General features: G+C 69.9%; 17 protein-coding genes and 1 tRNA gene. 8 read left to right on the forward strand and 10 right to left on the reverse strand.

Annotated elements, in window-relative coordinates:
- The first annotated feature begins 3 nt into the window (after positions 1-3).
- Genes ACFYNU_RS13595 through ACFYNU_RS13605 form a run of 3 tightly spaced genes read left to right on the forward strand, consistent with a single transcriptional unit; the run spans position 4 to position 3,421 of the window.
- Positions 4-1,800, forward strand: a complete 1,797-nt coding sequence (locus ACFYNU_RS13595; protein WP_356585878.1) for a branched-chain amino acid ABC transporter permease — start codon at positions 4-6, stop codon at positions 1,798-1,800.
- Positions 1,801-1,805: 5 nt separating this feature from the next.
- Positions 1,806-2,708, forward strand: coding sequence for an ABC transporter ATP-binding protein (locus ACFYNU_RS13600; protein ID WP_356585876.1), 903 nt, complete (start codon positions 1,806-1,808; stop codon positions 2,706-2,708).
- Complete coding sequence (locus ACFYNU_RS13605) at positions 2,705-3,421, forward strand: ABC transporter ATP-binding protein (protein WP_356585874.1); 717 nt, start codon at positions 2,705-2,707, stop codon at positions 3,419-3,421. The genes ACFYNU_RS13600 and ACFYNU_RS13605 overlap by 4 nt, the downstream gene beginning before the upstream one ends.
- A 95-nt stretch (positions 3,422-3,516) precedes the next feature.
- Here ACFYNU_RS13605 and ACFYNU_RS13610 read toward each other — a convergent pair whose 3' ends face one another.
- Complete coding sequence (locus tag ACFYNU_RS13610) at positions 3,517-4,167, reverse strand: response regulator (RefSeq protein ID WP_356585872.1); 651 nt, start codon at positions 4,165-4,167, stop codon at positions 3,517-3,519.
- A 100-nt stretch (positions 4,168-4,267) separates the two neighbouring features.
- Between ACFYNU_RS13610 and ACFYNU_RS13615 the strand changes: the two genes are divergently transcribed.
- Together ACFYNU_RS13615 and ACFYNU_RS13620 are read left to right on the forward strand one after the other, a co-directional pair.
- A tRNA-Leu gene (locus ACFYNU_RS13615) sits at positions 4,268-4,340 on the forward strand.
- Between the two features lie 110 nt (positions 4,341-4,450).
- Positions 4,451-5,194, forward strand: coding sequence for a helix-turn-helix domain-containing protein (locus ACFYNU_RS13620; protein WP_356585870.1), 744 nt, complete (start codon positions 4,451-4,453; stop codon positions 5,192-5,194).
- A gap of 21 nt (positions 5,195-5,215) precedes the next feature.
- Here the strand turns inward: ACFYNU_RS13620 and pyk are convergent, their stop codons facing one another.
- Together pyk and ACFYNU_RS13630 are read right to left on the reverse strand one after the other, a co-directional pair.
- Positions 5,216-6,649 (reverse strand): pyruvate kinase, encoded by a 1,434-nt coding sequence (pyk, locus tag ACFYNU_RS13625; RefSeq protein ID WP_356585868.1) that lies wholly within the window; start codon positions 6,647-6,649, stop codon positions 5,216-5,218.
- A gap of 145 nt (positions 6,650-6,794) precedes the next feature.
- Positions 6,795-7,505 (reverse strand): SIMPL domain-containing protein, encoded by a 711-nt coding sequence (locus ACFYNU_RS13630; RefSeq protein ID WP_356585866.1) that lies wholly within the window; start codon positions 7,503-7,505, stop codon positions 6,795-6,797.
- Positions 7,506-7,725: 220 nt separating this feature from the next.
- On the opposite strand from ACFYNU_RS13630, the gene ACFYNU_RS13635 reads away from it, so the two are divergent.
- Positions 7,726-9,543 carry a 5'-nucleotidase C-terminal domain-containing protein gene (locus ACFYNU_RS13635; protein WP_356585864.1) on the forward strand — a complete coding sequence of 606 codons (1,818 nt, stop codon included), beginning with the start codon at positions 7,726-7,728 and terminating at the stop codon, positions 9,541-9,543.
- Positions 9,544-9,618: 75 nt separating this feature from the next.
- On the opposite strand, the gene ACFYNU_RS13640 is transcribed toward ACFYNU_RS13635, so the two are convergent.
- The 4 genes from ACFYNU_RS13640 to ACFYNU_RS13655 form a co-directional block, all read right to left on the reverse strand.
- Positions 9,619-11,031 (reverse strand): SidA/IucD/PvdA family monooxygenase, encoded by a 1,413-nt coding sequence (locus tag ACFYNU_RS13640; RefSeq protein ID WP_356585862.1) that lies wholly within the window; start codon positions 11,029-11,031, stop codon positions 9,619-9,621.
- Between the two features lie 260 nt (positions 11,032-11,291).
- Positions 11,292-13,790, reverse strand: a complete 2,499-nt coding sequence (pepN, locus tag ACFYNU_RS13645) for an aminopeptidase N (RefSeq protein WP_356585860.1) — start codon at positions 13,788-13,790, stop codon at positions 11,292-11,294.
- A 172-nt stretch (positions 13,791-13,962) separates the two neighbouring features.
- The gene (locus ACFYNU_RS13650) at positions 13,963-14,307 is read right to left on the reverse strand and encodes a chorismate mutase (RefSeq protein WP_356585858.1); all 345 of its coding nucleotides are present in this window, start codon (positions 14,305-14,307) and stop codon (positions 13,963-13,965) included.
- Positions 14,308-14,351: 44 nt separating this feature from the next.
- Positions 14,352-15,239: an AraC family transcriptional regulator gene (locus ACFYNU_RS13655; RefSeq protein WP_356585856.1), complete on the reverse strand. Its 888-nt coding sequence runs from the start codon at positions 15,237-15,239 to the stop codon at positions 14,352-14,354.
- A gap of 127 nt (positions 15,240-15,366) precedes the next feature.
- On the opposite strand from ACFYNU_RS13655, the gene ACFYNU_RS13660 reads away from it, so the two are divergent.
- Entirely contained in the window at positions 15,367-17,118 is a 1,752-nt protein-coding gene (locus ACFYNU_RS13660) for a beta-galactosidase family protein (RefSeq protein ID WP_356585854.1), read from the forward strand.
- A 63-nt stretch (positions 17,119-17,181) separates the two neighbouring features.
- Here ACFYNU_RS13660 and ACFYNU_RS13665 read toward each other — a convergent pair whose 3' ends face one another.
- From ACFYNU_RS13665 to ACFYNU_RS13675, 3 genes are all read right to left on the reverse strand, one after another.
- Positions 17,182-20,295, reverse strand: a complete 3,114-nt coding sequence (locus ACFYNU_RS13665; protein ID WP_356585852.1) for an endo-alpha-N-acetylgalactosaminidase family protein — start codon at positions 20,293-20,295, stop codon at positions 17,182-17,184.
- 174 nt (positions 20,296-20,469) lie between these two features.
- A complete protein-coding gene (locus ACFYNU_RS13670) occupies positions 20,470-21,234 on the reverse strand; it encodes a serine protease (protein WP_356586176.1) in 765 nt (254 codons plus the stop codon).
- A 438-nt stretch (positions 21,235-21,672) separates the two neighbouring features.
- Positions 21,673-22,455, reverse strand: coding sequence for a serine protease (locus ACFYNU_RS13675; RefSeq protein WP_356585850.1), 783 nt, complete (start codon positions 22,453-22,455; stop codon positions 21,673-21,675).
- 310 nt (positions 22,456-22,765) lie between these two features.
- Between ACFYNU_RS13675 and ACFYNU_RS13680 the strand changes: the two genes are divergently transcribed.
- On the forward strand, positions 22,766-23,686 hold the full coding sequence (locus ACFYNU_RS13680) for a hypothetical protein (RefSeq protein WP_356585847.1): 921 nt from the start codon (positions 22,766-22,768) through the stop codon (positions 23,684-23,686).
- Positions 23,687-23,721 lie beyond the last annotated feature (35 nt).

The following is a 23,721-nucleotide window of genomic DNA, read 5'->3' on the forward strand; positions in this document are numbered from 1 at the left end:
CCGATGACCACCACCACGACGAAAACGAACCCCGCGGCCCCCGCGCCCCGGCACAGCCGCCCCGTCATCGGCCTCCCGCCCGCGGCGGCCAGCCTCGGCGCCGCGATCGGCGCCGTCGCGACCTTCGCGAGCACCTTCCTCGCCTGGACCTGGACCGCCGAATTCCCCGGCGACCTCACCGTCACCGGCTACCCCGGCGGCCTCCAACTGCTCACCCTCACCGGTGCGCTGCTGACCCTGCTCTTCGTCGTCGCCGGCTACGGCGTACGCGGACTCGGCTGGCTCACCCCCGGCGGCAAGAACGGCCCCGTCCTCCTCTTCGCCCTCGGCACCTTCGCCACCACCTGGTACACGGTCATCGCGATCGCCGTGAAACTCGGCGGACTCGCCAACCTCGAACCGGGCGGCTACGTCGCCGCCGCCGCCTCGCTCATCACGGTCCTCGCCGCCCTCGGGCTCCCCGGCGACGTCCCGGGCGACCACGACAACCCCAACGCCTGGCAGCGGCTCGTCCAGTCCTTCAAGGCCCCCACGCCCAAGGAAGCCACCGCGCTCCCCGGCTGGGCCGAAATCCTCATCATCGCCGCCGCCTTCGGGCTCGGCCTGTTCGTCTTCACCTACGGCATCGACACCGAGGCCGCCGAACTCTTCATCGGCTACATCCTCCTCGTCGCCTTCGGCGCCACCGCCGTCTCCCGCGCCGGCCTCAACCGCCGCCTCGCGGGCCTCACCTCCAAGCACAAGAACGTCACCGTGACCGCGGCGTTCGTCTCCGCGTTCGCCTTCCCGTTCACCCAGAGCAACGACGCGTACGCCTCCATCGGTACGAACATCCTGATCTTCGCCACCGTCGCGCTCGGACTCAACGTCGTCGTGGGCCTCGCCGGCCTGCTCGACCTCGGATACGTCGCCTTCCTCGGCGTCGGCGCCTACACGGCCGCCCTCGTCTCCGGATCGCCGTCGTCCACCATCGGCATCCAGCTCCCGTTCTGGGCCGCCGTCCTCTGCGGCGCCGGCGCCTCGCTGATCTTCGGCGTCGTCATCGGCGCGCCGACCCTGCGACTGCACGGCGACTACCTGGCCATCGTGACCCTCGGCTTCGGTGAGATCTTCCGCATCACCATGCAGAACCTCGACGGATCCTCGGGCCCGGACGTCACCAACGGCTCCAACGGCATCCCCAACATCCCCGACCTCGACCTGTTCGGGTTCAACCTCGGGGAACCACATACGATCCTCGGCGTCGAACTCGGCAGATTCTCCAACTACTACCTGCTGATGCTGCTGTTCACCATCATCGTGGTGACCGTCTTCCGGCGCTCCGACCAGTCGCGCATCGGCCGCGCCTGGGTCGCCATCCGCGAGGACGAGACCGCGGCCAGGGCCATGGGCATCAACGCCTTCCGGCTCAAGCTGCTCGCCTTCGCCCTCGGCGCCACCCTCGCCGGCATGGCCGGCACCGTACAGGCACACGTGACCTTCACCGTCACCCCCGCCCAGTACAAGTTCGTCGAAGCCGTCCCGCCGAACTCGGCGTTCCTCCTCGCCGCCGTCATCCTCGGCGGCATGGGCACCGTCAGCGGACCCCTCATCGGCGCCTCGCTGCTCTACCTCATCCCGGCGAAGCTCCAGTTCATGTCCGACTACCAGCTGCTGCTCTTCGGCATCGCGCTGATCCTGCTCATGCGATTCCGCCCCGAGGGCCTCATCGCCGACCGCAGGAAGCAGCTCGAATTCCACGAGACCGGGCAACTGGACGCCCCCAAGGGCGATATCGGCCTCAGCAAAGCGGGGGTGTGACCCACATGACCACCGACATCGAACCCACCGGCGCCGGATCCCCCAAGGCCGCCACCGCCACCGGTGTGCCCGTGCTCCAGGCCACCGGCGTCACCAAGAAATTCGGCGGACTCACCGCCGTACAGAACGTCGACCTCCAGGTCAACACCGGCGAGATCGTCGGCCTCATCGGCCCCAACGGCGCGGGCAAGACCACCTTCTTCAACTGCCTCACCGGTCTGTACGTCCCCACCGACGGCACCGTCAGCTACAAGGGCACCGTCCTGCCGCACCAGTCCCACCTGGTCACCAAGGCAGGCATCGCCCGTACGTTCCAGAACATCCGGCTCTTCGCCAACATGACCGTCCTGGAGAACGTCCTCGTCGGACGCCACACCAGGACCAAGGAAGGCCTCTGGTCCGCGCTCCTGCGCGGCCCCGGCTTCAAGAAGGCGGAGAAGGAGTCCGAGGCACGCGCCATGGAACTCCTGGAGTTCACCGGCCTCGCCGCCAAGCGCGACCACCTCGCCCGCAACCTCCCCTACGGAGAACAGCGGAAGCTGGAGATCGCGCGCGCACTCGCCAGCGACCCGGGCCTGCTCCTGCTCGACGAGCCCACCGCCGGCATGAACCCGCAGGAGACCCGCACCACCCAGGACCTGGTCTTCGCCATCCGCGACCAGGGCATCGCCGTACTCGTCATCGAGCACGACATGCGCTTCATCTTCAACCTGTGCGACCGCGTCGCCGTCCTCGTCCAGGGCCAGAAGCTGGTCGAGGGCACCGCCGAGGTCGTCCAGGCCGACGAGCGCGTCGTCGCCGCCTACCTCGGCACCCCCTACGAGGGCGCCCCCGGCGCCGAGGAAGTCTCCGAGGTGGAGGCCGCGGAGACACACAGCACGGCAGGCACAGAAGGAGACACCAAGTGACCGCACTACTGGAGGTGGAGGACCTCAAGGTCGCCTACGGCAAGATCGAAGCCGTCAAGGGCATCTCCTTCAGCGTCGAAGCCGGTCAGATCGTCACGCTCATCGGCACCAACGGCGCCGGCAAGACGACCACCCTGCGCACCCTGTCCGGGCTGCTCAAGCCCTCCGGCGGCCGGATCGTCTTCGACGGCAAACCGCTGAACGGCATCGGCGCGCACAAGATCGTCGCGATGGGCCTGGCGCACTCCCCCGAGGGCCGCAGGATCTTCCCCCGGCTCACGATCGCGGAGAACCTCAAGCTCGGCGCCTTCCTCCGGAAGGACACCGCCGGCATCGAGAAGGACATCAGGCGCGCCTACGAGCTGTTCCCGATCCTCGGCGAACGCAGCAAGCAGGCGGCCGGCACCCTGTCCGGCGGTGAGCAGCAGATGCTCGCCATGGGACGGGCGCTGATGTCGCAGCCCAAGCTGCTCATGCTCGACGAGCCCTCCATGGGACTCTCGCCGATCATGATGCAGAAGATCATGGCGACCATCGCCGAACTCAAGTCGCAGGGCACGACGATCCTCCTCGTCGAGCAGAACGCCCAGGCGGCGCTGTCACTGGCGGACCAGGGCCATGTGATGGAGGTCGGCAAGGTCGTGCTCTCGGGCAGCGGGCAGGACCTGCTGGTGGACGAGTCGGTACGCAAGGCGTACCTGGGCGAGGACTGAGTCCCCGCGTACGTACGTGAGAAGGCCCGCACCCCCTCGGGAGTGCGGGCCTTCTCGTCTGTACGAAGTCCGGTACGAGATCCCGTACGCGGCCCCTACTGCCCCTTCGCGGCCTTCTTCTCCTCGGCGTCCTCGATGACGGCCTCGGCGACCTGCTGCATCGACAGCCGCCGGTCCATCGACGTCTTCTGGATCCACCGGAACGCGGCGGGCTCGGTGAGGCCGTACTGGGTCTGGAGGATCGACTTCGCGCGGTCCACGAGCTTGCGGGTCTCCAGCCGGGTCGTCAGATCGGCGACCTCCTGCTCCAGGGCCTTCAGCTCGTTGAAGCGCGAGACGGCCATCTCGATGGCCGGCACGACATCGCTCTTGCTGAACGGCTTCACGAGATACGCCATCGCACCGGCGTCCCGGGCGCGCTCCACGAGATCGCGCTGCGAGAAGGCGGTGAGCATGAGGACGGGGGCGATGGACTCCTTGGCGATCTTCTCGGCGGCGGAGATCCCGTCGAGGACGGGCATCTTCACATCGAGGATGACAAGATCGGGCCGATGCTCACGGGCCAGCTCGACGGCACGCTCACCGTCACCGGCCTCGCCCACGACGGAGTAGCCCTCTTCTTCGAGCATCTCCTTGAGATCGAGACGGATGAGCGCCTCGTCCTCGGCGATGACGACGCGGGTCGTCAGGGGCGGGACATGCGACTTGTCGTCGTCGACGGGCTGGGGCGACTCGGGGGCGGTCACTGAGGCTCCTCGTTACTGGCAGATACTGCTGGGCAAGAGCCTACCTAGCTACGGTATGGTTGGAGCACGGAGGGCCCGTCCCTTCCTTCGTTTCGAAGGAGCCCCGGTAGCCCAGCGGTAGAGGCCATGGATTCAAAACCCATACAGCGTCGGTTCGAATCCGACTCGGGGCACTTTCCCTTCGTTTCTAAGGTTGGCGTGATTTTCGCCGATCTTCACGTGAACGTGTGACACAGACACCGTTTCCGCTCGGCTGACACAAGATCACGTCAAGCTCGGTCGTATGTACGACATGAAGACGCGACGCAGCACGCTGGCGCTCGTCGCCCAAGGCCGCAGCCTCAACTCCGTGAGCAGGCAGACTGGCGTGTCGCGTGCCGCGATACGCGCCTGGCAGACCCGCGTCGAGCCCCTGCCACGCATGGCGCGAGAGTGTCCGTCGGAACCTGCCGACCAAGCGTCGTACGCCTATCTCCTCGGCCTCTACCTCGGTGACGGCTGCATCAGCCCGTATCCCCGCGGTGGCCACTATCTGCGCATCGCCTGCGCGGATGCCTGGCCCGGTCTGATCGAGCTGTGCCGGGCGGCCATTCCCGCCGTCCGGCCCGGTGTCTCCGTGGCTGTCGTGCAGAGACAGGGATGCGTGATGGTGAGCAGTTACGACCGGCACTGGCCGTGTCTCTTCCCGCAGCACGGCCCCGGCAAGAAGCACGACCGGCCCATCGAACTCGTCGGCTGGCAGCGGGAGATCGTGGACGCCCACCCGTGGGAGCTGTTACGCGGGCTGATCCACTCCGACGGCTGCCGGACCACGAACTGGACCACCCGCGCCGTGGGCGGCGCGATGAAGCGCTACGAGTACCCCCGGTACTTCTTCACCAACAGGTCCGCCGACATCCTGCGCCTGTTCACCGACACTCTCGACACCCTCGGGGTCGCCTGGAAGAAGGCGAACGCCAAGAACATCTCCGTCGCCAGAAAGACATCCGTCGCCCTCATGGACACCCACGTCGGGCCGAAGCACTGAACAACCCCGGCCCGACACCCCCTACTTCGGGCTGTCGTCCTCGCCCACGTGGTGGACCCGGACCAGGTTCGTCGAGCCCGCGACTCCCGGTGGGGAGCCCGCCGTGATCACCACGATGTCGCCCTTGTCGCAGCGGCCGATCCGCAGCAGGTGTTCGTCCACCTGGTCGACCATGGCGTCCGTCGAGTCCACGTGCGGGCCGAGGAACGCCTCCACACCCCAGGTGAGGTTGAGCTGCGCCCGCGTCGCCGGGTCGGGCGTGAAGGCCAGCAGCGGGATCGGGGAGCGGTAACGCGAGAGGCGCTTGACCGTGTCCCCGGACTGGGTGAAGGCGACCAGGAACTTCGCGCCGAGGAAGTCGCCCATCTCCGCCGCCGCGCGGGCGACCGCGCCGCCCTGGGTGCGGGGCTTGCTGCGTTCGGTGAGCGGGGGCAGGCCCTTGGCGAGGACGTCCTCCTCCGCCGCCTCCACGATGCGGCTCATCGTGCGGACCGTCTCGACCGGGTACTTGCCGACGCTCGTCTCGCCGGACAGCATCACCGCGTCGGTGCCGTCGATGACGGCGTTGGCGACGTCGGACGCCTCGGCGCGGGTCGGCCGGGAGTTGTCGATCATCGAGTCGAGCATCTGCGTGGCGACGATGACCGGCTTCGCGTTGCGCTTCGCGAGCTTGATCGCGCGCTTCTGGACGATCGGCACCTGCTCCAGCGGCATCTCGACGCCGAGGTCGCCGCGGGCCACCATGATGCCGTCGAACGCGGCGACGATGTCGTCTATGTTCTCCACGGCCTGCGGCTTCTCGACCTTGGCGATGACGGGGACGCGCCGGCCCTCCTCGTCCATGATGCGGTGGACGTCGACGATGTCGCGTCCGCTGCGTACGAAGGAGAGCGCTACGACGTCGGCGCCGATGCGCAGGGCCCAGCGGAGGTCGTCGATGTCCTTCTCGGAGAGCGCGGGGACGGACACCGCGACGCCGGGGAGGTTGAGCCCCTTGTTGTCGGAGACCATGCCGCCTTCGACGACGGTGGTGCGGACGCGGGGTCCGTCGACCGCGGTGACCTCCAGGGTCACCTTGCCGTCGTCCACGAGGATGCGCTCACCGGCGGTGACGTCGTCGGCGAGTCCTTCGTAGGTGGTGCCGCAGGTGTGGCGGTCGCCTTCGAGGGGTTCGACGGTGATGGTGAATTCGTCGCCGCGTTCAAGGAGTACGGGGCCTTCGCGGAAGCGCCCGAGACGGATCTTCGGGCCTTGAAGGTCGGCGAGGATTCCCACGCTGCGGCGGGTTTCCTCGGCGGCTTTGCGTACGCGCTGGTAGCGCTGCTCGTGATCGGCGTAGCTGCCGTGGCTGAGGTTGAAGCGGGCGACGTCCATTCCGGCCTCGACCAGTGCTTTGATCTGGTCGTACGAGTCGGTGGCGGGCCCGAGGGTACAGACGATTTTTGCTCGGCGCATGATTCGAGACTAAACCTTACCGCCGGGTAGGTAATTGGTCTCACATGACTACTCAACAACCTTTGCATGAAGGGTTGTTGACAACTGTTGAAGTGGGCGGGGCCGCGCTCCGATGAGCATTATTCGGGTATTGACGGCGGCCGGTTCAGAGAATGGGCGGTGTCATCGTGAAGCGCGCGTTCACCTGCGCGTAGACGGTCTGGCGCTGCGGTTCGAGATCGAGCGCGGGCGGCGCTCCGGCGGCCTCGGCGGAGCCGCCGTAACTCATCGCGTACGCGGGAGCACGCGTGGCGAACGGCGCCGCGTTCTCGGCGCCGATGTCCGCCAGCTCGACCAGGGCGGCGAGGTTCGAGCCGAGCGCGGCGGCGTACTCGCGGGCCCGCTGGACGGCCTCGCGGACGGCCTGCCTGCGGGCCTCGCCGTGGGCGGGCGAGCCGGGGCGCAGGGCCCACCAGGGGCCGTTCACGGTGGTGAGGTCGAGGTCGGCGAGGCGGGTGGTGAGTTCACCGAGCGCGGTGAAGTCGGTGAGCTGGGCGGTGATGTTGACCCGGCCGTGGTAGGCGCGGACGCGTTCGCCGCGGCCGTGCCGGGTGAGTTCGGGGTTGATGGAGAAGGAGCCGGTCACGAGCTTCTCGACGGCGTCGCCGTAGGACTTGACGAGGCTGAGGACGTCGTTGTTGCGGCGGGTGAGGTCTTCGAGCGCGGTGCGCCGGTCGGTGCCGCGTGCGCCGACGGAGATGTCGATGGTGGCGATCTCGGGGTCGAACTCCAGGCGCGCCTCGCCCCGGACGGCGACCCTGGGGGTCTCGGGGGTGCCGTAGGGCGCGGCGGTGGGGGCGGAGGCGTCGGTGGTCATGTGCGGTTCTCCCTTGTACGGGGGCGAGTTGGGGGGCGTGGTGTACGCCTCGCCGGCCTGTCCGGTCACTCTGCCATCCGAACTCCCGTCCGGGCACGACATTCGGCGGTCACCGGATCGAAACCCGCCGGGGGTGTTCGATTCCTCGTTCCTGCGTCAGAATCTAGCCGCCCTATCTACGCGCGTTGTGCGCGTGGGTGACGAGATCGAGGGAGTAGCGATGCCGCTGAACCGAAGGACGTTCCTGGAGCGGTCGGCCGCCGCCGGAGCCGGTGTGGCGATCGCCGGGGGCGCGGCCGTGCCCGCGGCGGCGCGGGAGCACGGTGACGGTCAGGGGCATGGCCACGGACGTCCGCCGAAGCGGTACTCGTTCACCGTGATGGGCACGACCGACCTGCACGGCAATGTCTTCAACTGGGACTACTTCACGGACAAGGAGTTCGACGACAAGGACCGCAACGACGTCGGACTGGCCAAGATCTCGACGCTGGTGAACCGCATCCGTAAGGAGAAGGGCCGGGGCAACACCCTGCTCATCGACGCGGGCGACACCATCCAGGGCACTCAGCTCTCGTACTACTACGCCAAGATCGACCCGATCACGGCGAAGCGTGGTCCGGTGCATCCGATGGCGCAGGCGATGAACGCGATCGGCTACGACGCCGCGGCGCTCGGCAACCACGAGTTCAACTACGGCATTCCGGTGCTGCGGAAGTTCGAGGAGCAGTGCCGTTTCCCGCTGCTGGGGGCGAACGCACTGGACGCGAAGACGCTGCGGCCGGCGTTCCCGCCGTATGTGATCAAGCGGCTGCGGACGCCGCACGGGCGTGATGTGCGGGTCGCGGTGCTGGGGTTGACGAACCCGGGTATCGCGATCTGGGACAAGGTCAACGTCCAGGGCAGGATGACGTTCCCGGGTCTGGAGGAGCAGGCCGCGAAGTGGGTGCCGAAGCTGCGGTCGATGGGCGCCGACGTGGTGATCGTGTCCGCGCATTCGGGGTCGAGCGGTACGTCCTCCTACGGAGACCAGCTTCCGCACATCGAGAACGCGGCCGGTCTGGTGGCCGAGCAGGTGCCGGGCATCGACGCGATCCTGGTCGGGCACGCGCACAGCGAGATTCCCGAGTACCGGGTGACCAACAAGGAGACCGGCAAGGACGTGGTGCTGTCCGAGCCGCTGAAGTGGGGGCAGCGGCTGACGCTGTTCGACTTCGACCTGGTGTGGGAGCGGGGCCGCTGGTCGGTCGAGAAGGTGGGCGCGCAGGTCCTCAACTCCAACACGGTGGAGGAGGACAAGAAGATCACCGGGCTGCTGGTGGACGAGCACCGCAAGGTCGTGGCCTATGTCAACCAGGTCATCGGGACGTCGACGGCCGCGATGACGACGGCCGACGCGCCGTGGCGTGACGAGCCGTTGATCGATCTGATCAACCATGTGCAGACGGAGACGGTGAAGGCGGGTCTCGCGGGCGGTGAGTGGGCGGCGCTGCCGCTGCTGTCGCAGGCGTCGTGCTTCTCGCGTACGGCGGGGATCCCGGCGGGCGAGGTGACCATCAAGGACGCGGCGGCGCTGTATCCGTTCGAGAACACCCTGGAGGCGCGGCTGCTGACGGGTGCCCAGATCAAGGACTATCTGGAGTTCTCGGCCAGGTACTACGTACAGACGGCCGCGGGCGCGCCGGTGGACACGTCGAAGCTGACGAACGCGGACAACATCCCGGACTACAACTACGACGTGGTGTCGGGGCTGACGTACGACATCGACATCGCCAAGCCGGCCGGTTCGCGGATCGTGAATCTGTCCTTCGAGGGCAAGGCCCTGGACCCGGCGGCGAAGTTCGTGCTGGCGGTGAACAACTACCGGGCGAGCGGCGGCGGGAACTTCCCGCATGTCGCGGCTGCCCAGCAGCTGTGGTCCGACCCGGACGAGATCCGGAACACGATCATCACGTGGGTGCAGACGGCGAAGACCGTCGACCCGACGGCGTTCGCCTCGGTGGACTGGAAGCTCACGCGCGACGGCACCCCGGTCTTCTGACTCGTCGCGCGATGACGCGCCGGTGTGGTGCCGTCCCCTCGGCACCGCACCGGCGCAAACCCCTTCCCGTGGTTGTCAGCGCACCTCGGAGAGCGGTACGAGGCCCCTCGGCACCGGCACCTGCCGGTGCTTTTCCTGTCCGTCGAGGCCGAAGCTGGTGAACGCGGTGCGGCGCGGCAGCGGGTAGGGCTCGGTGCCGGTGAGCGAGTTGAGGATCGTCGCACTGCGCCAGGCGGCGAGTGAGAGGTCGGGGGCACCGACGCCGTGCGTGTGCCGTTCGGCGTTCTGTACATAGACGGAGCCGGTGACGGAGGGGTCGAGGACCAGCCGGTACCGGGCGTCGATACGCGGGCGCTGGGACTTGTCGAGCCGCATGTACGGGTCGAGTCCGGCCAGGAGCCGGCCGAGCGGGCGCTCGCGGTAGCCGGTGGCGAGGACGACGGCGTCGGTGGTGAGGCGGGAGCGGTCGGCCTGCTGGGCGTGTTCGAGGTGGAGTTCGATCCTGGTGGCGCCGACCCGGCCCGCGGTGCGGACGAGGACGCCGGGGGTGAGGACGGCGTCCGGCCACCCGCCGTGCATGGTGCGGCGGTAGAGCTCGTCGTGGATGGCGGCGATGGTGTCGGCGTCGATGCCTTTGTGGAGCTGCCACTGGCGCGGGATGAGTTCGTCGCGTACCTGTTCGGGCAGTGCGTGGAAGTAGCTGGTGTAGTCGGGGGTGAACTGCTCCAGGCCGAGTTTGGAGTACTCCATGGGCGCGAACGCCTCGGTGCGGGCCAGCCAGTGGAGTTTCTCGGCGCCTGCGGGGCGGGCGCGCAGCAGGTCGAGGAAGACCTCGGCGCCGGACTGGCCGGAGCCGACGACGGTGATGTGTTCGGCTTCGAGGATCCGTTCGCGGTGGGCGAGGTAGTCGGCGGAGTGGATGACGGGGACGGCGGGGGTGTCGGCGAGGAGTTTGAGCGGTTCGGGGATGTGGGGTTCGGTGCCGATGCCGAGTGCGATGTTGCGGGTGTAGGCGCGGCCGAGGGCCTCGACCTCGCCGTCGTGGTCGAGCTGGGTGAAGTCGACCTCGAACAGGGCGCGTTCGGCGTTCCAGCGGACGGCGTCGACCTGGTGGCCGAAGTGGAGCCCGGGGAGCTGTTCGCTGACCCAGCGGCAGTAGGCGTCGTACTCGGCGCGCTGGATGTGGAAGCGCTCGGCGAAGTAGAACGGATACAGCCGCTCGCGCGCTCTGAGGTAGCTGAGGAACGACCAGGGGCTCGCCGGGTCGACGAGGGTCACCAGGTCGGCCAGGAAGGGCACTTGGAGGGTGGTGCCGTCGAGAAGCAGGCCGGGGTGCCAGTGGAAGGCGGGGCGCTGTTCGAAGAAGGTGGCGGCGAGGCCCCCGTGGACGCCGTCGGCGAGCGCGGCGAGGGAGAGGTTGAACGGTCCGATGCCGATGCCGACCAGATCGTGCGGCCGGTCGTGATCGTCTGCTGACAGGTCGGTCATGGAGGGTCCTTCAGGGCGGGTGGGCCGGATACACCAGGGGGTCCGGGGTCGGTCGGTGGTGCCCACGGTGCACAACGATCCGGACCCGGCGGGGGTAGCGGTGTGCGCTGAAGGAGAGTGAAGGAGCGCGCGGGCCTCCGTGCGTGTGCGGGCCTCCGTACGCGTACGTCCTCCGTACGTCTGCGTCCTCCGTACGCGGGAGGGCGGGCCCGGTGCCGGGCCCGCCCTCCTCGTGAACTCGCGCTCCTCCGTAAGGAGGGTCAGCCCTCCCGTACCCGCAACGCGCGGCGCAGGTCGTCCAGTTGGTCGACCAGTTTGCGGCGCAGGGCGGGCAGCAGGTCCGCCCCGGCCAGGCATTCCTCGCCGAGGCGCAGTGCCGCCTGGTCCACGGCGTGGACCGGGAAGGCGTAGCGTCCGGCGCATTCGGCGATGGCGGGGCCGCGGCGGCCGGCCAGTTCGACGGCGTCGGTGTAGAAGCGGGGGACGTATCCGCGTACGAGGTCGGTCTGTTCGGGCTGCCAGAAGCCCTGGGCGGTGGCGGTGAAGAGGTAGTTGGAGAGGTCGTCGGTGCGGAACATCCGGTCCCAGGCGGCGGCTTTGGCGTCGGCGTCGGGGAGCGCGGCGTGGCAGCGGGCGGCGCCTTCCCGGCCGGTGGCGCTGGGGTCGCGGGCGAGTTCGGCGGCGATGGCGGTGTCGTCGACGGCGCCGAGGACGGCGAGCCGGTAGAGGATGCGCCAGCGCAGTTCGGGGTCGAGTTCGGGGCCGCCGGGGACGCTGTCGTTGCTGAGCCAGTCCTGGATGCCGTCGGGCTGGGTGGCGGCGGAGATGAAGTGACGTACGGCGGTGAGGCGCAGGCCGGGGGCGTTGCCGTCCTCGGTGCGGCGGATGAGGGCGCGGCAGATGCTGGTGAGGGTGGCGAGGGCGGCGGGCCGGTCGTCGGGGCCGAGGTAGCGGTCGGCGATCTGGGTGGCGGCGAAGCCCAGTACGCCTTGGACGACGGCGAGGTCGGACTCGCGCGGGAGGTGGGTGCGGGCGGCGTCGAGGTAGGCGGTGGGGGCCAGTTCACCGTCGCGGACCATGTCGCGGGCGGCGTTCCAGACGACGGCGCGGGTGAGCGGGTCGGGGATGGCGGAGAGCGAGTCGAGGGCGGTGGCCCAGGAGCGGTCGTCGAGGCGGACCTTGGCGTAGGTGAGGTCGCCGTCGTTGAGGACGACGAGGTCGGGGCGGCGGCCGGGGCGGACGGTGGGGCCGTCCTGCTGCGGGATGTCGATCTCGAAGCGGTCGCGGGGGGTGAGGTGGCCGGGGTCGACGAGGTCGCGGTCGTAGGCACCGACGGCGATCCGGTGCGGGCGGTTGCCCTGCTGGGCGATGTCGAGGGTCCAGCCGGCTTCGGAGCCGTTGCCGCCGACGGCGGGGGTGAGGGTGTCGACGCCGGATGTGCGGAGCCATTTCTCGGCCCATCGGTGCACGTCGCGGTCGGTGGAGGCGGCGAGGGAGTCGATGAAGTCGGCGAGGGTGGCGTTGCCGAACTTGTGCCGGGCGAAGTGGGTGTTGATGCCGGCGAGGAAGTCCTTCTCGCCGAGCCAGGCGACGAGTTGGCGCAGCGCGGAGGCGCCCTTGGCGTAGGAGATGCCGTCGAAGTTGAGCATCGCGGACGCGGTGTCGGGCACGGCGTCGGGGTCGGGCGCGACGGGGTGGGTGGAGGGCCGCTGGTCGGCGTCGTAGCCCCAGGACTTGCGGTCGATGCCGAAGGCGACCCAGGTGTCGGTGTAGCGGGTGGCCTCGGTGAGGGTCTGGTAGCCCATGTACTCGGCGAAGGACTCGTTGAGCCAGATGTCGTCCCACCAGGTGAGTGTGACGAGGTCGCCGAACCACATGTGGGCCATCTCGTGCGCGATGACCATGGCGCGGGTCTGCCGCTCGGTGTCGGTGACGGCGGAGCGGTAGACGAATTCGTCGCGGAAGGTGACGAGGCCGGGGTTCTCCATGGCGCCCGCGTTGAACTCGGGGACGAAGGCCTGGTCGTAGGAGTCGAAGGGGTACGGCTCCTTGAACTTCTCGTGGTAGCGGTCGTAGCAGGCGCGGGTGATGGTGAGGATCTCGTCGGCGTCGACGTCGAGATGGGGTGCGAGGGAGCGGCGGCAGTGGATGCCGAAGGGCAGGCCCGCGTGTTCGGTGCGTACGGAGTGCCAGGGGCCGGCGGCGACGGCGACGAGGTAGGTGGAGATGGGCGGGGTCGGCGCGATGCTCCAGCGGCCGTCGCCCTCGTCGGTGGCGATGCCGTTGCCGAGGACGGTCCAGCCTTCGGGGGCGGTGACGGAGAGTTCGAAGACGGCCTTGAGGTCGGGCTGGTCGAAGACGGCGAAGACGCGTTGGATGTCTTCGAGGAACATCTGGGTGTAGACGTAGGTCTCGCCGTCGGTGGGGTCGGTGAAGCGGTGCATGCCTTCGCCGGTGCGGGAGTAGCGCATGGTGGCGTCGACGCGCAGTTCGTGCTCGCCGGCGGCGAGGCCGGTGAGCGCGAGCCGGTTCTGGTCGAGCGCGTGGGGGTCCAGGGGCTGTCCGTCGAGGGTGACGGAGCGCAACTGTGCGGGCTTCAGCTCGACGAAGGTGTCTCCGGCCGCGCGGGCGGTGAACTGGATGGCGGCACGGGATTCGAAGGTCTCGTCGCCGGTGGTCAGGTCGAGGGCGACCGTGTACCGGTGGACGTCGATGAGCTGGGCACGGGTCTGCGCTTCGTCGCGCGTCAGTACGGACATGGGGACATGCTGCCCGATGGGTCCGGGGACGCGCAGCGGGTGGGGGTTGCGCTGAGAGCGCACGGGTGGGGGTACGGGGGCGGGGCGGGGCACATGCCGGGCCGGGGTTGTCCGGAAGTGCCGGACACGCTCCGAACACCGGCCGTCGGGCGTGGGGGCCCCGGTGCCGGGCCTAGGCGGAGTTCTGGCGGGCGGAGCTGTCCGCGATCGTCTCGTGGTGGCGGATCACCTCGGCGATGATGAAGTTGAGGAGCTTCTCGGCGAACGCGGGGTCGAGCCGGGCACTCTCCGCGAGCTGCCGGAGCCGGGTGATCTGCCGGGACTCGCGGGCCGGGTCGGCGGGCGGCAGGTGGTGCACGGCCTTGAGGACGCCGACCTGCTGGGTGCATTTGAACCGTTCGGCCAGCATATGGACGACGGCCGCGTCGATGTTGTCGATACTGCCGCGCAGCCGGTCCAGTTCGGCCTGGACGGCCTGGTCGACGCCGCCCTCGCCGTCGTTGTCACTCGTGGTCATGGTGCGGAAGCTTAGGGCCTGCGCCGTACGACCGGCGACGCGTCTCACGGAGAGGACGTCGTGATCGTCGGCGGGTGGTCCGGATCCGGCACGCAGGTGCTCCAGCCGCCGGGGACGGCCCGGCCCTGGCGCTGTCGGAAGCGGATGGGCGCGATGCCCACGCGGCGTGTGAACAGCCGGGAGAAGTACGCCGGATCGTCGTAGCCGACGCGGCGCGCGACCGCCGCGACGGGCAGTTCGGTGGCGGCGAGGAGTTCTTTGGCACGGCCGAGTCTGATGCCCAGCAGATAGTCCTTGGGGCTACAGCCGGCGCCTCTGCGGACGGCGCCGCGCAGTTCGGCGGGCGTCATACCGTGCCGGGCGGCGTGTTCGGCGACGGAGAGCGGCAGGAACGCGTCGCGGGCCAGCGCCTGGAGGACCAGTTCGCCCTCGGCGTTGGTGTCGGCGCGGGCGCGGCGCAGTTCGACGAGGAGTTCGTGGACGGCGGCGCCGGTCTCGACCTCCAGGAGCGGGTTGCCGCGCCGTGCGGCGCGGACGATACGGCCGACGGCGGCGCGCGCGGTGGCCGCGTCGGAGAGGGGGACGACGGGGCGGTCCGTCTCGATGTAGCCGAGTTCGGTGTATGTGGCGGTGGCGGGGCCGGTGAAGTCGACGAAGCTCTCGTCCCAGCCGGTCTCTGCGTCGGCGCCGTAGTGGTGCGGTACGCCGGGGAGCAGCCACAGGAGCGCGGGCGCGGTGACGGTGGTGCGGTGGCCCTCGGCGTCGCGGTACCAGCCGCTGCCCGCGCCGATGACGACGGCGACGTGGTGGTCGAGTACGCGGGGTCCGACCGTCGGCAGCCGGCCGTGCTGGAGGCCCACGCCGAGGCAGACGAGGCCGAGCCGGTGGTGGACGGGGCTGGGGGTGAAGTACCGCATCCAGGTGTGGTACATCCGCTGCCGTTCCTCCTCTCCCGCCGTACGGCGAGTCCAAGATCCTGCCGATCTTTGTCCATGGACCCGTCCCTGACCAGGGGGTGAGGGTGGCCCCGGGACCTGATCGGACGGAAGGGCGGCGGCGGTGGCCGAGTTCACTGTAGGTGACGAGGATTTCCTGGTGGACGGCCGGCCGGTGCGGCTCCTGTCGGGGGCGCTGCACTACTTCCGGGTGCACGAGGAGTTGTGGCCGCACCGGCTGCGGATGCTGCGGGCGATGGGCCTGAACTGTGTGGAGACGTATGTCCCGTGGAATCTGCACGAGCCCGCGCCGGGCCGGTACGCCGATGTGGAGGCGCTGGGCCGGTTCCTGGACGCGGCGGCCGGCGCGGGGCTGTGGGCGATCGTGCGGCCGGGCCCGTACATCTGCGCGGAGTGGGACAACGGCGGGCTGCCGCACTGGCTGACGGCGGCGGTGGGCACGCGGATCCGGACCGGTGATCCGGAGTTCCTGGGGCCGGTGGAGCGGTGGCTGCGGCGTCTTCTGCCGCAGGTCGCCTCCCGGCAGATCGGCCGCGGCGGGCCGGTGGTCATGGTGCAGGTCGAGAACGAGTACGGGAGTTACGGCTCCGACCTGCCGTACCTCTCGACACTGGCCGGGCTGCTCCGTAGCTGCGGGATCGAGGTGCCGCTGTTCACCTCCGACGGGCCGGAGGACCACATGCTGACCGGTGGTTCGGTGCCCGGTGTGCTGGCGACGGTGAATTTCGGTTCGGGGGCGCGAGCGGCGTTCGAGACGCTGCGTGAGCACCGGGCGGAGGGACCGCTGATGTGTATGGAGTTCTGGTGCGGCTGGTTCGACCACTGGGGCGCCGGGCCCGCGGTGCGCGATCCGGCGGACGCTGCGGGGGCGCTGCGGGAGATCCTGGCGTGCGGTGCGTCGGTGAACATCTATATGGCGCACGGCGGTACGAGCTTCGCGGGCCGGGCGGGCGCCAATCGCGCCGGCGCGCTGCACGACGGTGTGCTGGAGCCGGATGTGACGTCGTACGACTACGACGCGCCGGTGGACGAGGCGGGGCGGCCGACGGAGAAGTTCTGGCTGTTCCGGGAGGTGCTGGCGGAGTTCCAGGAGGGTCCGCTGCCGGAGCTGCCGCCCGCTCCCCCGGTGCTGGCCGGCGGGCCGATGCGCGCGGAACTGGACGGGTGGGCGCCGTTGGACGAGGTGATCGACGCGCTGGGCGGGCCGGAGACACGGACGCCGATGCCGCCGTCCTTCGACGAACTGGGCGTGGACCGGGGGCTGGTGCGCTACCGCGTGGCGGTGCCGGGTCCCCGGCGCCCGTATCCGCTCACGCTGGCGGGGCTGCGCGATCTGGCGGTGGTGCAGGTCGACGGGGTGCGGGCGGGGGTGCTGCGTGAGGAGGATTCGGTGCTGGCGGAGCCGGTGGCCGGTCCGGCGGTGGTGGAGGCGTGGGTGGAGTCGCTGGGGCGGGTCAACTACGGGCCGCGGACGGGTGAGCCGAAGGGGATCACGGGCGGTTTCCTGCACGAGCGGCAGTATCTGCACGGGGTACGGGCGCGGGGGCTGCGGCTGGACGCCTTCGACGACGCGGCTGCGGTCGCCGCGCTGCCGCTGCGCGCCGCGTCCTGGCCGGGGGCGCGGGGCCTGTACCGGGGGTCTTTCGATGTGGCGTCCCCCGGTGACGCCCGGCTGCGGCTGCCGGGCTGGACGCGCGGCTTCGTCTGGGTCAACGGCTTCTGTCTGGGCCGGTACTGGGCGGTGGGCCCGCAGGAGTCGCTGTATGTGCCGGGGCCGGTGCTGCGGGCGGGGCGCAACGAGGTGTGGGTGCTGGAGCTGGAGGGCGCGGGCGAGGGATACGTACAACTGTCGTGACGTACAGCCGGCCTGACGGGCCCTGGCCGGGCGGGCCCCGTGCGGGGCCCGCCCGGGGGCCCGCTACACCTCGCGGACCTCGAACGCGTCGAGGACGAACTCCGCCGTGCCGTCGTCCCCGACCTTGCGCAGCCCGACCCAGCTCTCCCCGCTCTCCGGAGCGGTGAACTCGTAGCTCAGGACGGCCGGTTCGGTCGCGACGGGCAGTTCGGCGCGTGACATCTCCCGCTCCCCCGGCTCGTCCACCGCCGTGATCCAGGCGTACTGTCCGGCCTTCTCGTTCTCGTAGCGGAAGGTGACCCGGTAGCGCGTGCCCGGTTCGAAGCGGACGGTGTGCTGGGTGGTGCGGTAGACGAGCCCGTCGTTCTCGCCGCGCGACTTGAGCGATTCGGTGCCGTCGACGACGTCGTCGATCGCCTTGCCGTTCCAGCCGCGCTGGGTGTACGGCGCGTGCCGCTGGGCGATGTGGGTGCGCGGGTCGGTGGCGCCGCCCGCGTCGCCCTTGACGAAGACACCCCAGCCCTGCGGGACGTGCTGGAAGTCCTCGAAGACCAGTGCGCCGGGCCGGGTGGAGCGGCGCGCCCCGACGACGCGTACGTTGTCGAACCGCACGCGCGCCTCGCCGGCCGCCGCCGTCAGCAGGAGGTCGACGGGGCCGCCGCGCTCGGGGACGGTGAAGTAGGTGAACATCCTTTGGAAGCGGGTGCCGTGCTTGCGGTCGGCGGCCACATAGTTGCCCGCCGTGGAGCTGTCCGTCCAGTTGACGGCGCGCACGCCGTCGGAGGTACGGATCTCCAGGGCGGCCCGGCGCCGCTCCCCCGCCGTGGCGCCGACCTCGACCTGTACGGAGGCGGCGTAGGTGCCCGGCGCGAGGCGTTCGAGGCGCTGTCCTACGGAGGTGGCGCCGCCCGCGCCGATCACCAGCTCGTAGTCGCCGAGCGCGCTCGGCTCGACGCGGGCCGGACCGCCGGTCACCCGCCAGCCGTCCGTGGAGCCGGAGTTGAAGCCGGGGTCGTGGACGGGCGTGGCCTGCCCCCAGTGCGGGTCGGGGCCGCCCGGTACGCGGGCGGGGTACAGCACGTACGGCTGCCCGGCCTCGGCGTCGACGGTGACTCTGCCGCCCCGTACGGGCAGGTCGGCGACGTGTTCACGGCCCTGGTCGGTGAGCCGGTACAGGGCGGTGCGGGAGCGTCCGGCCCAGCCGCGCGGCAGCTGCCACCGGGTGCTGCCGCCCGTGGGGTTGTAGTGGTAGAGCTTGCGGGGGTCGGTGGCCTCGCGCGGCTCCCAGGGCAGCAGGTAGCGCCCGTCGTCGTACACGAGCCGTCCGTCGGTGGTGATGCGCCGGGTGCCGCCGGTGTCGCTGACGACGGTCCTGGTCGGTCCGGCGAAGCTGATCTCGTGCTCGCTCCAGCGCTGGATCGGGTACGCCTGGAGGTATTTGGCGGGCAGTGAGTCGGTCCAGATCAGCCGGTAGAAGTCGTGCCAGTCGGTCTTGCCGACCCAGCCCTCGAAGTTGCCGGTGCGCGGGATGCCGAGCAGGGTGGGCCACTTGTCGGCGAAGACGTCCTTCTGGTGGTTGCGGATGAAGCGGATGAGCTGGGAGTTGACGCCGCGCGAGGTGTCGGCGCCGTAGTCGGTCTCGGTGGCCCAGTGCGACCAGAGCGCGGAGCGTTCCAGGCCGTGGCCCCATTCGGTGGTGATGTGCCAGCCCTGGTCGCGCAGGGCGCGCTGGAGCCGGTCGGAGTTCCAGCCGGACTCGCGGAAGACGTCGATGTAGAGGGTGTTGAGCGCGGGGTGCGTCTCGTCGCGCAGGTCCTGGAAGCGTTTGACGATGTCGCCGGAGACGAGGTCGCGGCGGGCGTCGATGCGGTAGCTCTGGTCGAGCCAGTCCCATTGTTCGTCGGTCTTGTCGACGAGGGTCTCGGAGAAGGCGTTCGCGACGGGGTAGGACTCGGTGGCGTTGACGTGGACGCCGAAGTCGCTGTGCCATTTCGCGCCCTCCTTGAGGAGGGTGTTGAGGTCGGTCAGGCCGCCGGCGCGGGTGTTGTGGTTTCCGGCGTAGTCGGGGTGCGCCGAGTCGTGGCCCTCGGACTGGTAGCCCTTGAGGAGGGTGTACTGGCGTAGTCCGTCGGTGGCCAGGGAGATCCGTTTGACCTGGTCGAGGGTGGCCAGGAACGGGTTGGTGGCCTGGCTGGCGAAGTTGAAGGGGATGTGCGGGACGACCCGCAGATGCTGTTCGTCGGCGCCGAGCGGGGTGACCATGATGTCGCGGAAGGCGGTGGCGGCGTCCTGCCAGTCGACGGTGCCGGAGCCGTCCCGATCGCGGGTGATGACGACGGTGGCGTACGGCAGGGGTTCGGTGGCGTCCACCGGTGACGTCTGCGCGCGGTGTGTCCACTGGCCGCAGCCGAGCAGGGCCAGCGCGACGCCGTCCCGCCGCTCGGTGCGGTGCCGGAGCCGGCCGTTGTCCCAGGTGGTGCCGGCGGCGGGCCTGTCGTACACGGTGTTGGTCTCGATCGCGCCGCCGAGCCGGTCGTGTGCCACGACGGCGTACGCGCAGCCTGCCGCCGCTCTCTCGGGGGTGTCGGGGGTGACCTCGACGAGGGTGTCGCCGCTCTTGGCCTTGTCGATCTCGACGCGGGCGGCGAGCAGGGTCGCGCCGCTCTGGTCGCTCCGTACGGAGAGCAGGGCGAGTTCGGGCAGTTCCAGGGTGCCGACGCGCAGGGCGTCGGTGTCCGCGACACGGGTGACGCGCCAGTCGACGCGCGGGCCGTCGACGGCGATCTCGACGTCGATCTCGGTGCCGCCGTCGAAGGCGAGCGTGTACGCGATCCGCGCCCGGCCGCCGGACCGGGTGGTGACCTTCGGGGTGTGCGGTGTTCCGTCGACGACGACGGTGGTGACGGTGGCGCTCTGTCCGTGCAGGACGGCGCGGGTGCCACGGTCGGTGTACGACACGACCCTCGGGAAGCCGCTGTCGACACGGACCTCCAGCTCGTGCGAGCGCAGGACGGTCTCGCGGGTGCCGGGGGCGGGCGCGGCTGCGGTGGGTGCCCCCGTACCGGCCGCGAAGGCGCTGCCCGGGGCGGCGGCGAGGGCGGCGCCGGCCCCCGCGAGCGCGGTGGCGGCCACGACGGTTCTGCGGCGGGGGCCTCGGTCACTTGCGTTGGCGTTCACGTCGCTCCTCTTCGTCCACGGTGTTCCGTGCACGTCAATCTGCGTCGCGAGGAGCGGGTGCGCCCATGGACAAAGGCGGGACAGGTCTTGGACTAACGCGCCGAAGGCGCCGGTCCCTTGCCCTGTCCCGCCTCTGCGGGTCACACGGTCAACAGCCGGTCGGACCCGGTCGGGTCAGAGAGTGGAGGCGGCCGACGCGATCTGGGAGGCGAAGGTGGAGACCTCGGTGTAGACACCGGGGTAGTTGGGCCGGGCGCAGCCGTTGCCCCAGCTCACGATGCCGATCTGGATGAAGGCGCCGGCGTTGTCCTTGCGGAACATCGGGCCGCCGGAGTCACCCTGGCAGGTGTCGACGCCACCGGCGGCGAAGCCGGCGCAGATCTCTTCGGAGGCGATGATCTGGCCGCCGTAGTTCGAGTTGCAGGTGGCGTCGGAGACGAACGGGACGGTGGCCTTGAGGAGGTAGCGCTGCTGGGCGCCGCCCTCGCGGGCCGCTCCCCAGCCGGCGACGGTGAAGTTGCCGGTGTTGTACTGCGTGGTGGTGGCGATCTTCAGGGTCGGCAGGTTGATCGGCTGGGCGAGCTTGATCAGCGCCCAGTCCTTGCCGGTGCCGTTGTAGCCGGGGGCCTGGAGGACCTTGGTGGAGCGGACCTTGATGGCGCTGGAGCTCTGGAGGTCCACGACGCCCGCGGTGGCGGTGATGCTGGTGTTGTTGCCCGATCCGCTCACACAGTGGGCGGCGGTCAGCACGACGGTGGGCGAGTACAGCGAGCCGCCACAGCCCATCGAGAGGCGGACCATGAAGGGGAACTCACCCTGGGCGGCGCGGGTGCCACCGACGACGGGGGGCGCGAGGGGGGCGGCGGCCTGCGTCTTGGGCGCGTCCGGCACGGGAGCGGCGGAGGCGCTGGTGGTCTGGAGGCTGATGGCGGCGAGCATGACAGCGCCGGCAGCGATGCATCTCTTGAGGACACCCTGAATGCTCAACGGTCTGCCTTTCGTGGGGGCTTGAGGGATTTGCCCCTGTAGGACACACGGGTCGACGCGCGTTGCACGACATTGGCATGAGCCCGACAGGAACGCGAGACGGATTATCCGGAGGGCAGCTGCGGCCCCACAAGATACGAATCTCGGCCAACCGAACGGTCGGCCTCCGGTCGTCGTCCGGCCACCGAACACCGGAACGCCCCTCATCTCCGGCCGCCGCGCGAGCATCCCGGGACAAGGCGCCCACACGGACGAAGGCGGGACGGCCTGGACGGGCCCGCCAAACGAGGAAGAGGGGTGGGTTCCGGACCGACCGGCCCGGAATCCACCCCTCCTCATACGTGTCACGTCACGCGCTCAGCGCGCGCCGGTGATCCCTCCGACAGGGCGTCAGAGACCCGCCGCTGCCGACTGGATGTCGGCGGCGAAGGTGGACACCTCGGTGTAGACACCCGGGAAGCCCGGCTGCGCGCAGCCCTGGCCCCAGCTGACGACGCCGACCTGGATCCAGCCGCCCGCGCCGTTGTCACGGAACATCGGGCCGCCGGAGTCGCCCTGGCAGGTGTCGACCCCGCCCTCGTCGATGAAGCCGGCGCAGATCTCCTCGGACGGTACGAGGCTGCTGCCGTACGCGCCCTCGCAGTCCGCGTCGGAGACGAACGGGACGTTGGCCTTGAGCATGTACCGCTCCTGGGCACCGCCCTCGGTGGCCGCGCCCCAGCCCGCGACGGTGAACTCGCCGCTGTTGAACGAGTCGTCGGTGGCTATGTCGAGCGTGGGCAGGTCGATCGGCTGGGCGAGCTTGATCAGCGCCCAGTCCTTGCCGGTGCCGTTGTAGCCGGGGGCCTGGAGGACCTCGGTCGAGTTGACCTCGATGGCGTCCGGGCTCTGGAGGTCCACGACACCGGCCGTGGCGGTGATGGAGGTGTTCGGGCCGGAGCCGTCCACACAGTGGGCGGCGGTCAGGACGATGTCCTGCTCGTACAGCGCGCCGCCGCAGCCCATGGAGAGGCGGACCATGAAGGGGAATTCACCCTGTTCGGCGGGGGTGCCGCCGACGACCGGCGGGGCCGGGGTGGGGGCGGCGGAGGCGGTGGTGGGCTGAAGGCTCACACCGGCGAGGACGACCGCGCCGACGACGGCGCATCTTTTCAGGGCACGCAGGAAGCTCAACTGACTGCCTTTCGTGGGGGGAAACAGTGCATTTCGTTGTCTTGCGTGGGGCTGTCGTGCGTGAAGCTGTGTACGGATGACGCTCAGCACGTGGGGGTGCCGTACGCATGGCGAAGCCGACCCGACGACCGATGAGAAAGAGGACCGCCCGTTCCGCCCGCCACAGCGTGATCCGGATTATGCGAAATAAATCAGCCGTGGCACAAGACATAGGTTTCGGCCAACCGAACGGTCGGGTCTCGCTCCACGGCCGGCGGAGCAGCCGCCGTACAGTTGAGGACGGTCGACCGTCCTACGAAGGGGTAGTGGCGTGACGGACAGACGCGGGGCGAACGGCAGCCCGGTCGTACACGGCTATCCGCATCTCGACACCGCGCGGGCCGCGATCACGGCGCTCTACCGGCGGCTGTCGGACGACGGGATCCGGCAGTACGACACGAGCGTCGCGCCCGCCGACGTCGCCTTCGCCGATCACGACGACCTCCATCTCGGGGTGCAGCGGGTGGCCCGCGTACTGGTCCAGCAGCTGCATCTGCCGGACGCCCGGATGATCGTGAGCTTCCGCGAGATGGAGCACGCGGCGAGCGTCGAGCTGACGGCGGGCCCGGAGTACTTCATCGAGCTGAACGACCGCTTCCGGACACACCGCAGGGACATCGGCGCCGCCCTCGCGCACGAGATCACCCATGTCCTGCTGCACCGGCTGGGGCTGAGCTTCCCCGGCACCCGCGACAACGAGATCCTGACCGACACCGTGACGACCTATCTGGGCGCGGGCTGGCTGCTGCTCGACGCGTTCCGGGAGGACCGGGACTCCAGCCAGAAGCTCGGCTATCTGACGCCGGAGGAGTTCGGTTACGTACTGGCCAAGCGCGCCATCGTGTTCAACGAGGACCCGGGCATCTGGTTCACCAGCCCGCAGGGCTACACCGCGTACACGAAGGGCAAGGCCCAGGCCGTACGGGACGAGCAGCAGCCGCCGCTGACCACGGCGGGCTGGTCGGGCCGGCACCGGTACGCCAAGGACCGCCGTTACGCGCTCGACCACCCCGGCGGACCGGGGTCCGGATCCGGGGACGCGGGTCGCGCGTACGCCTTCGAGACGCTCACCGACGGGCTGCGGGTGTCGTTCTCCTGCCCCACCTGCTTCCAGCGCATCCGCGTGCCGGTCCGGGGCCGGGTGCGGGCACGGTGCCAGCTCTGTCACACCGTCCTGGACTGCGACACCTGAACTGCCCCTGAAGGAAGGGGACTTCACCGCAGGTG

Source organism: Streptomyces sp. NPDC006643 (genome assembly GCF_042870175.1).
In the GTDB taxonomy this organism is placed as follows: Bacteria; Actinomycetota; Actinomycetes; order Streptomycetales; family Streptomycetaceae; genus Streptomyces.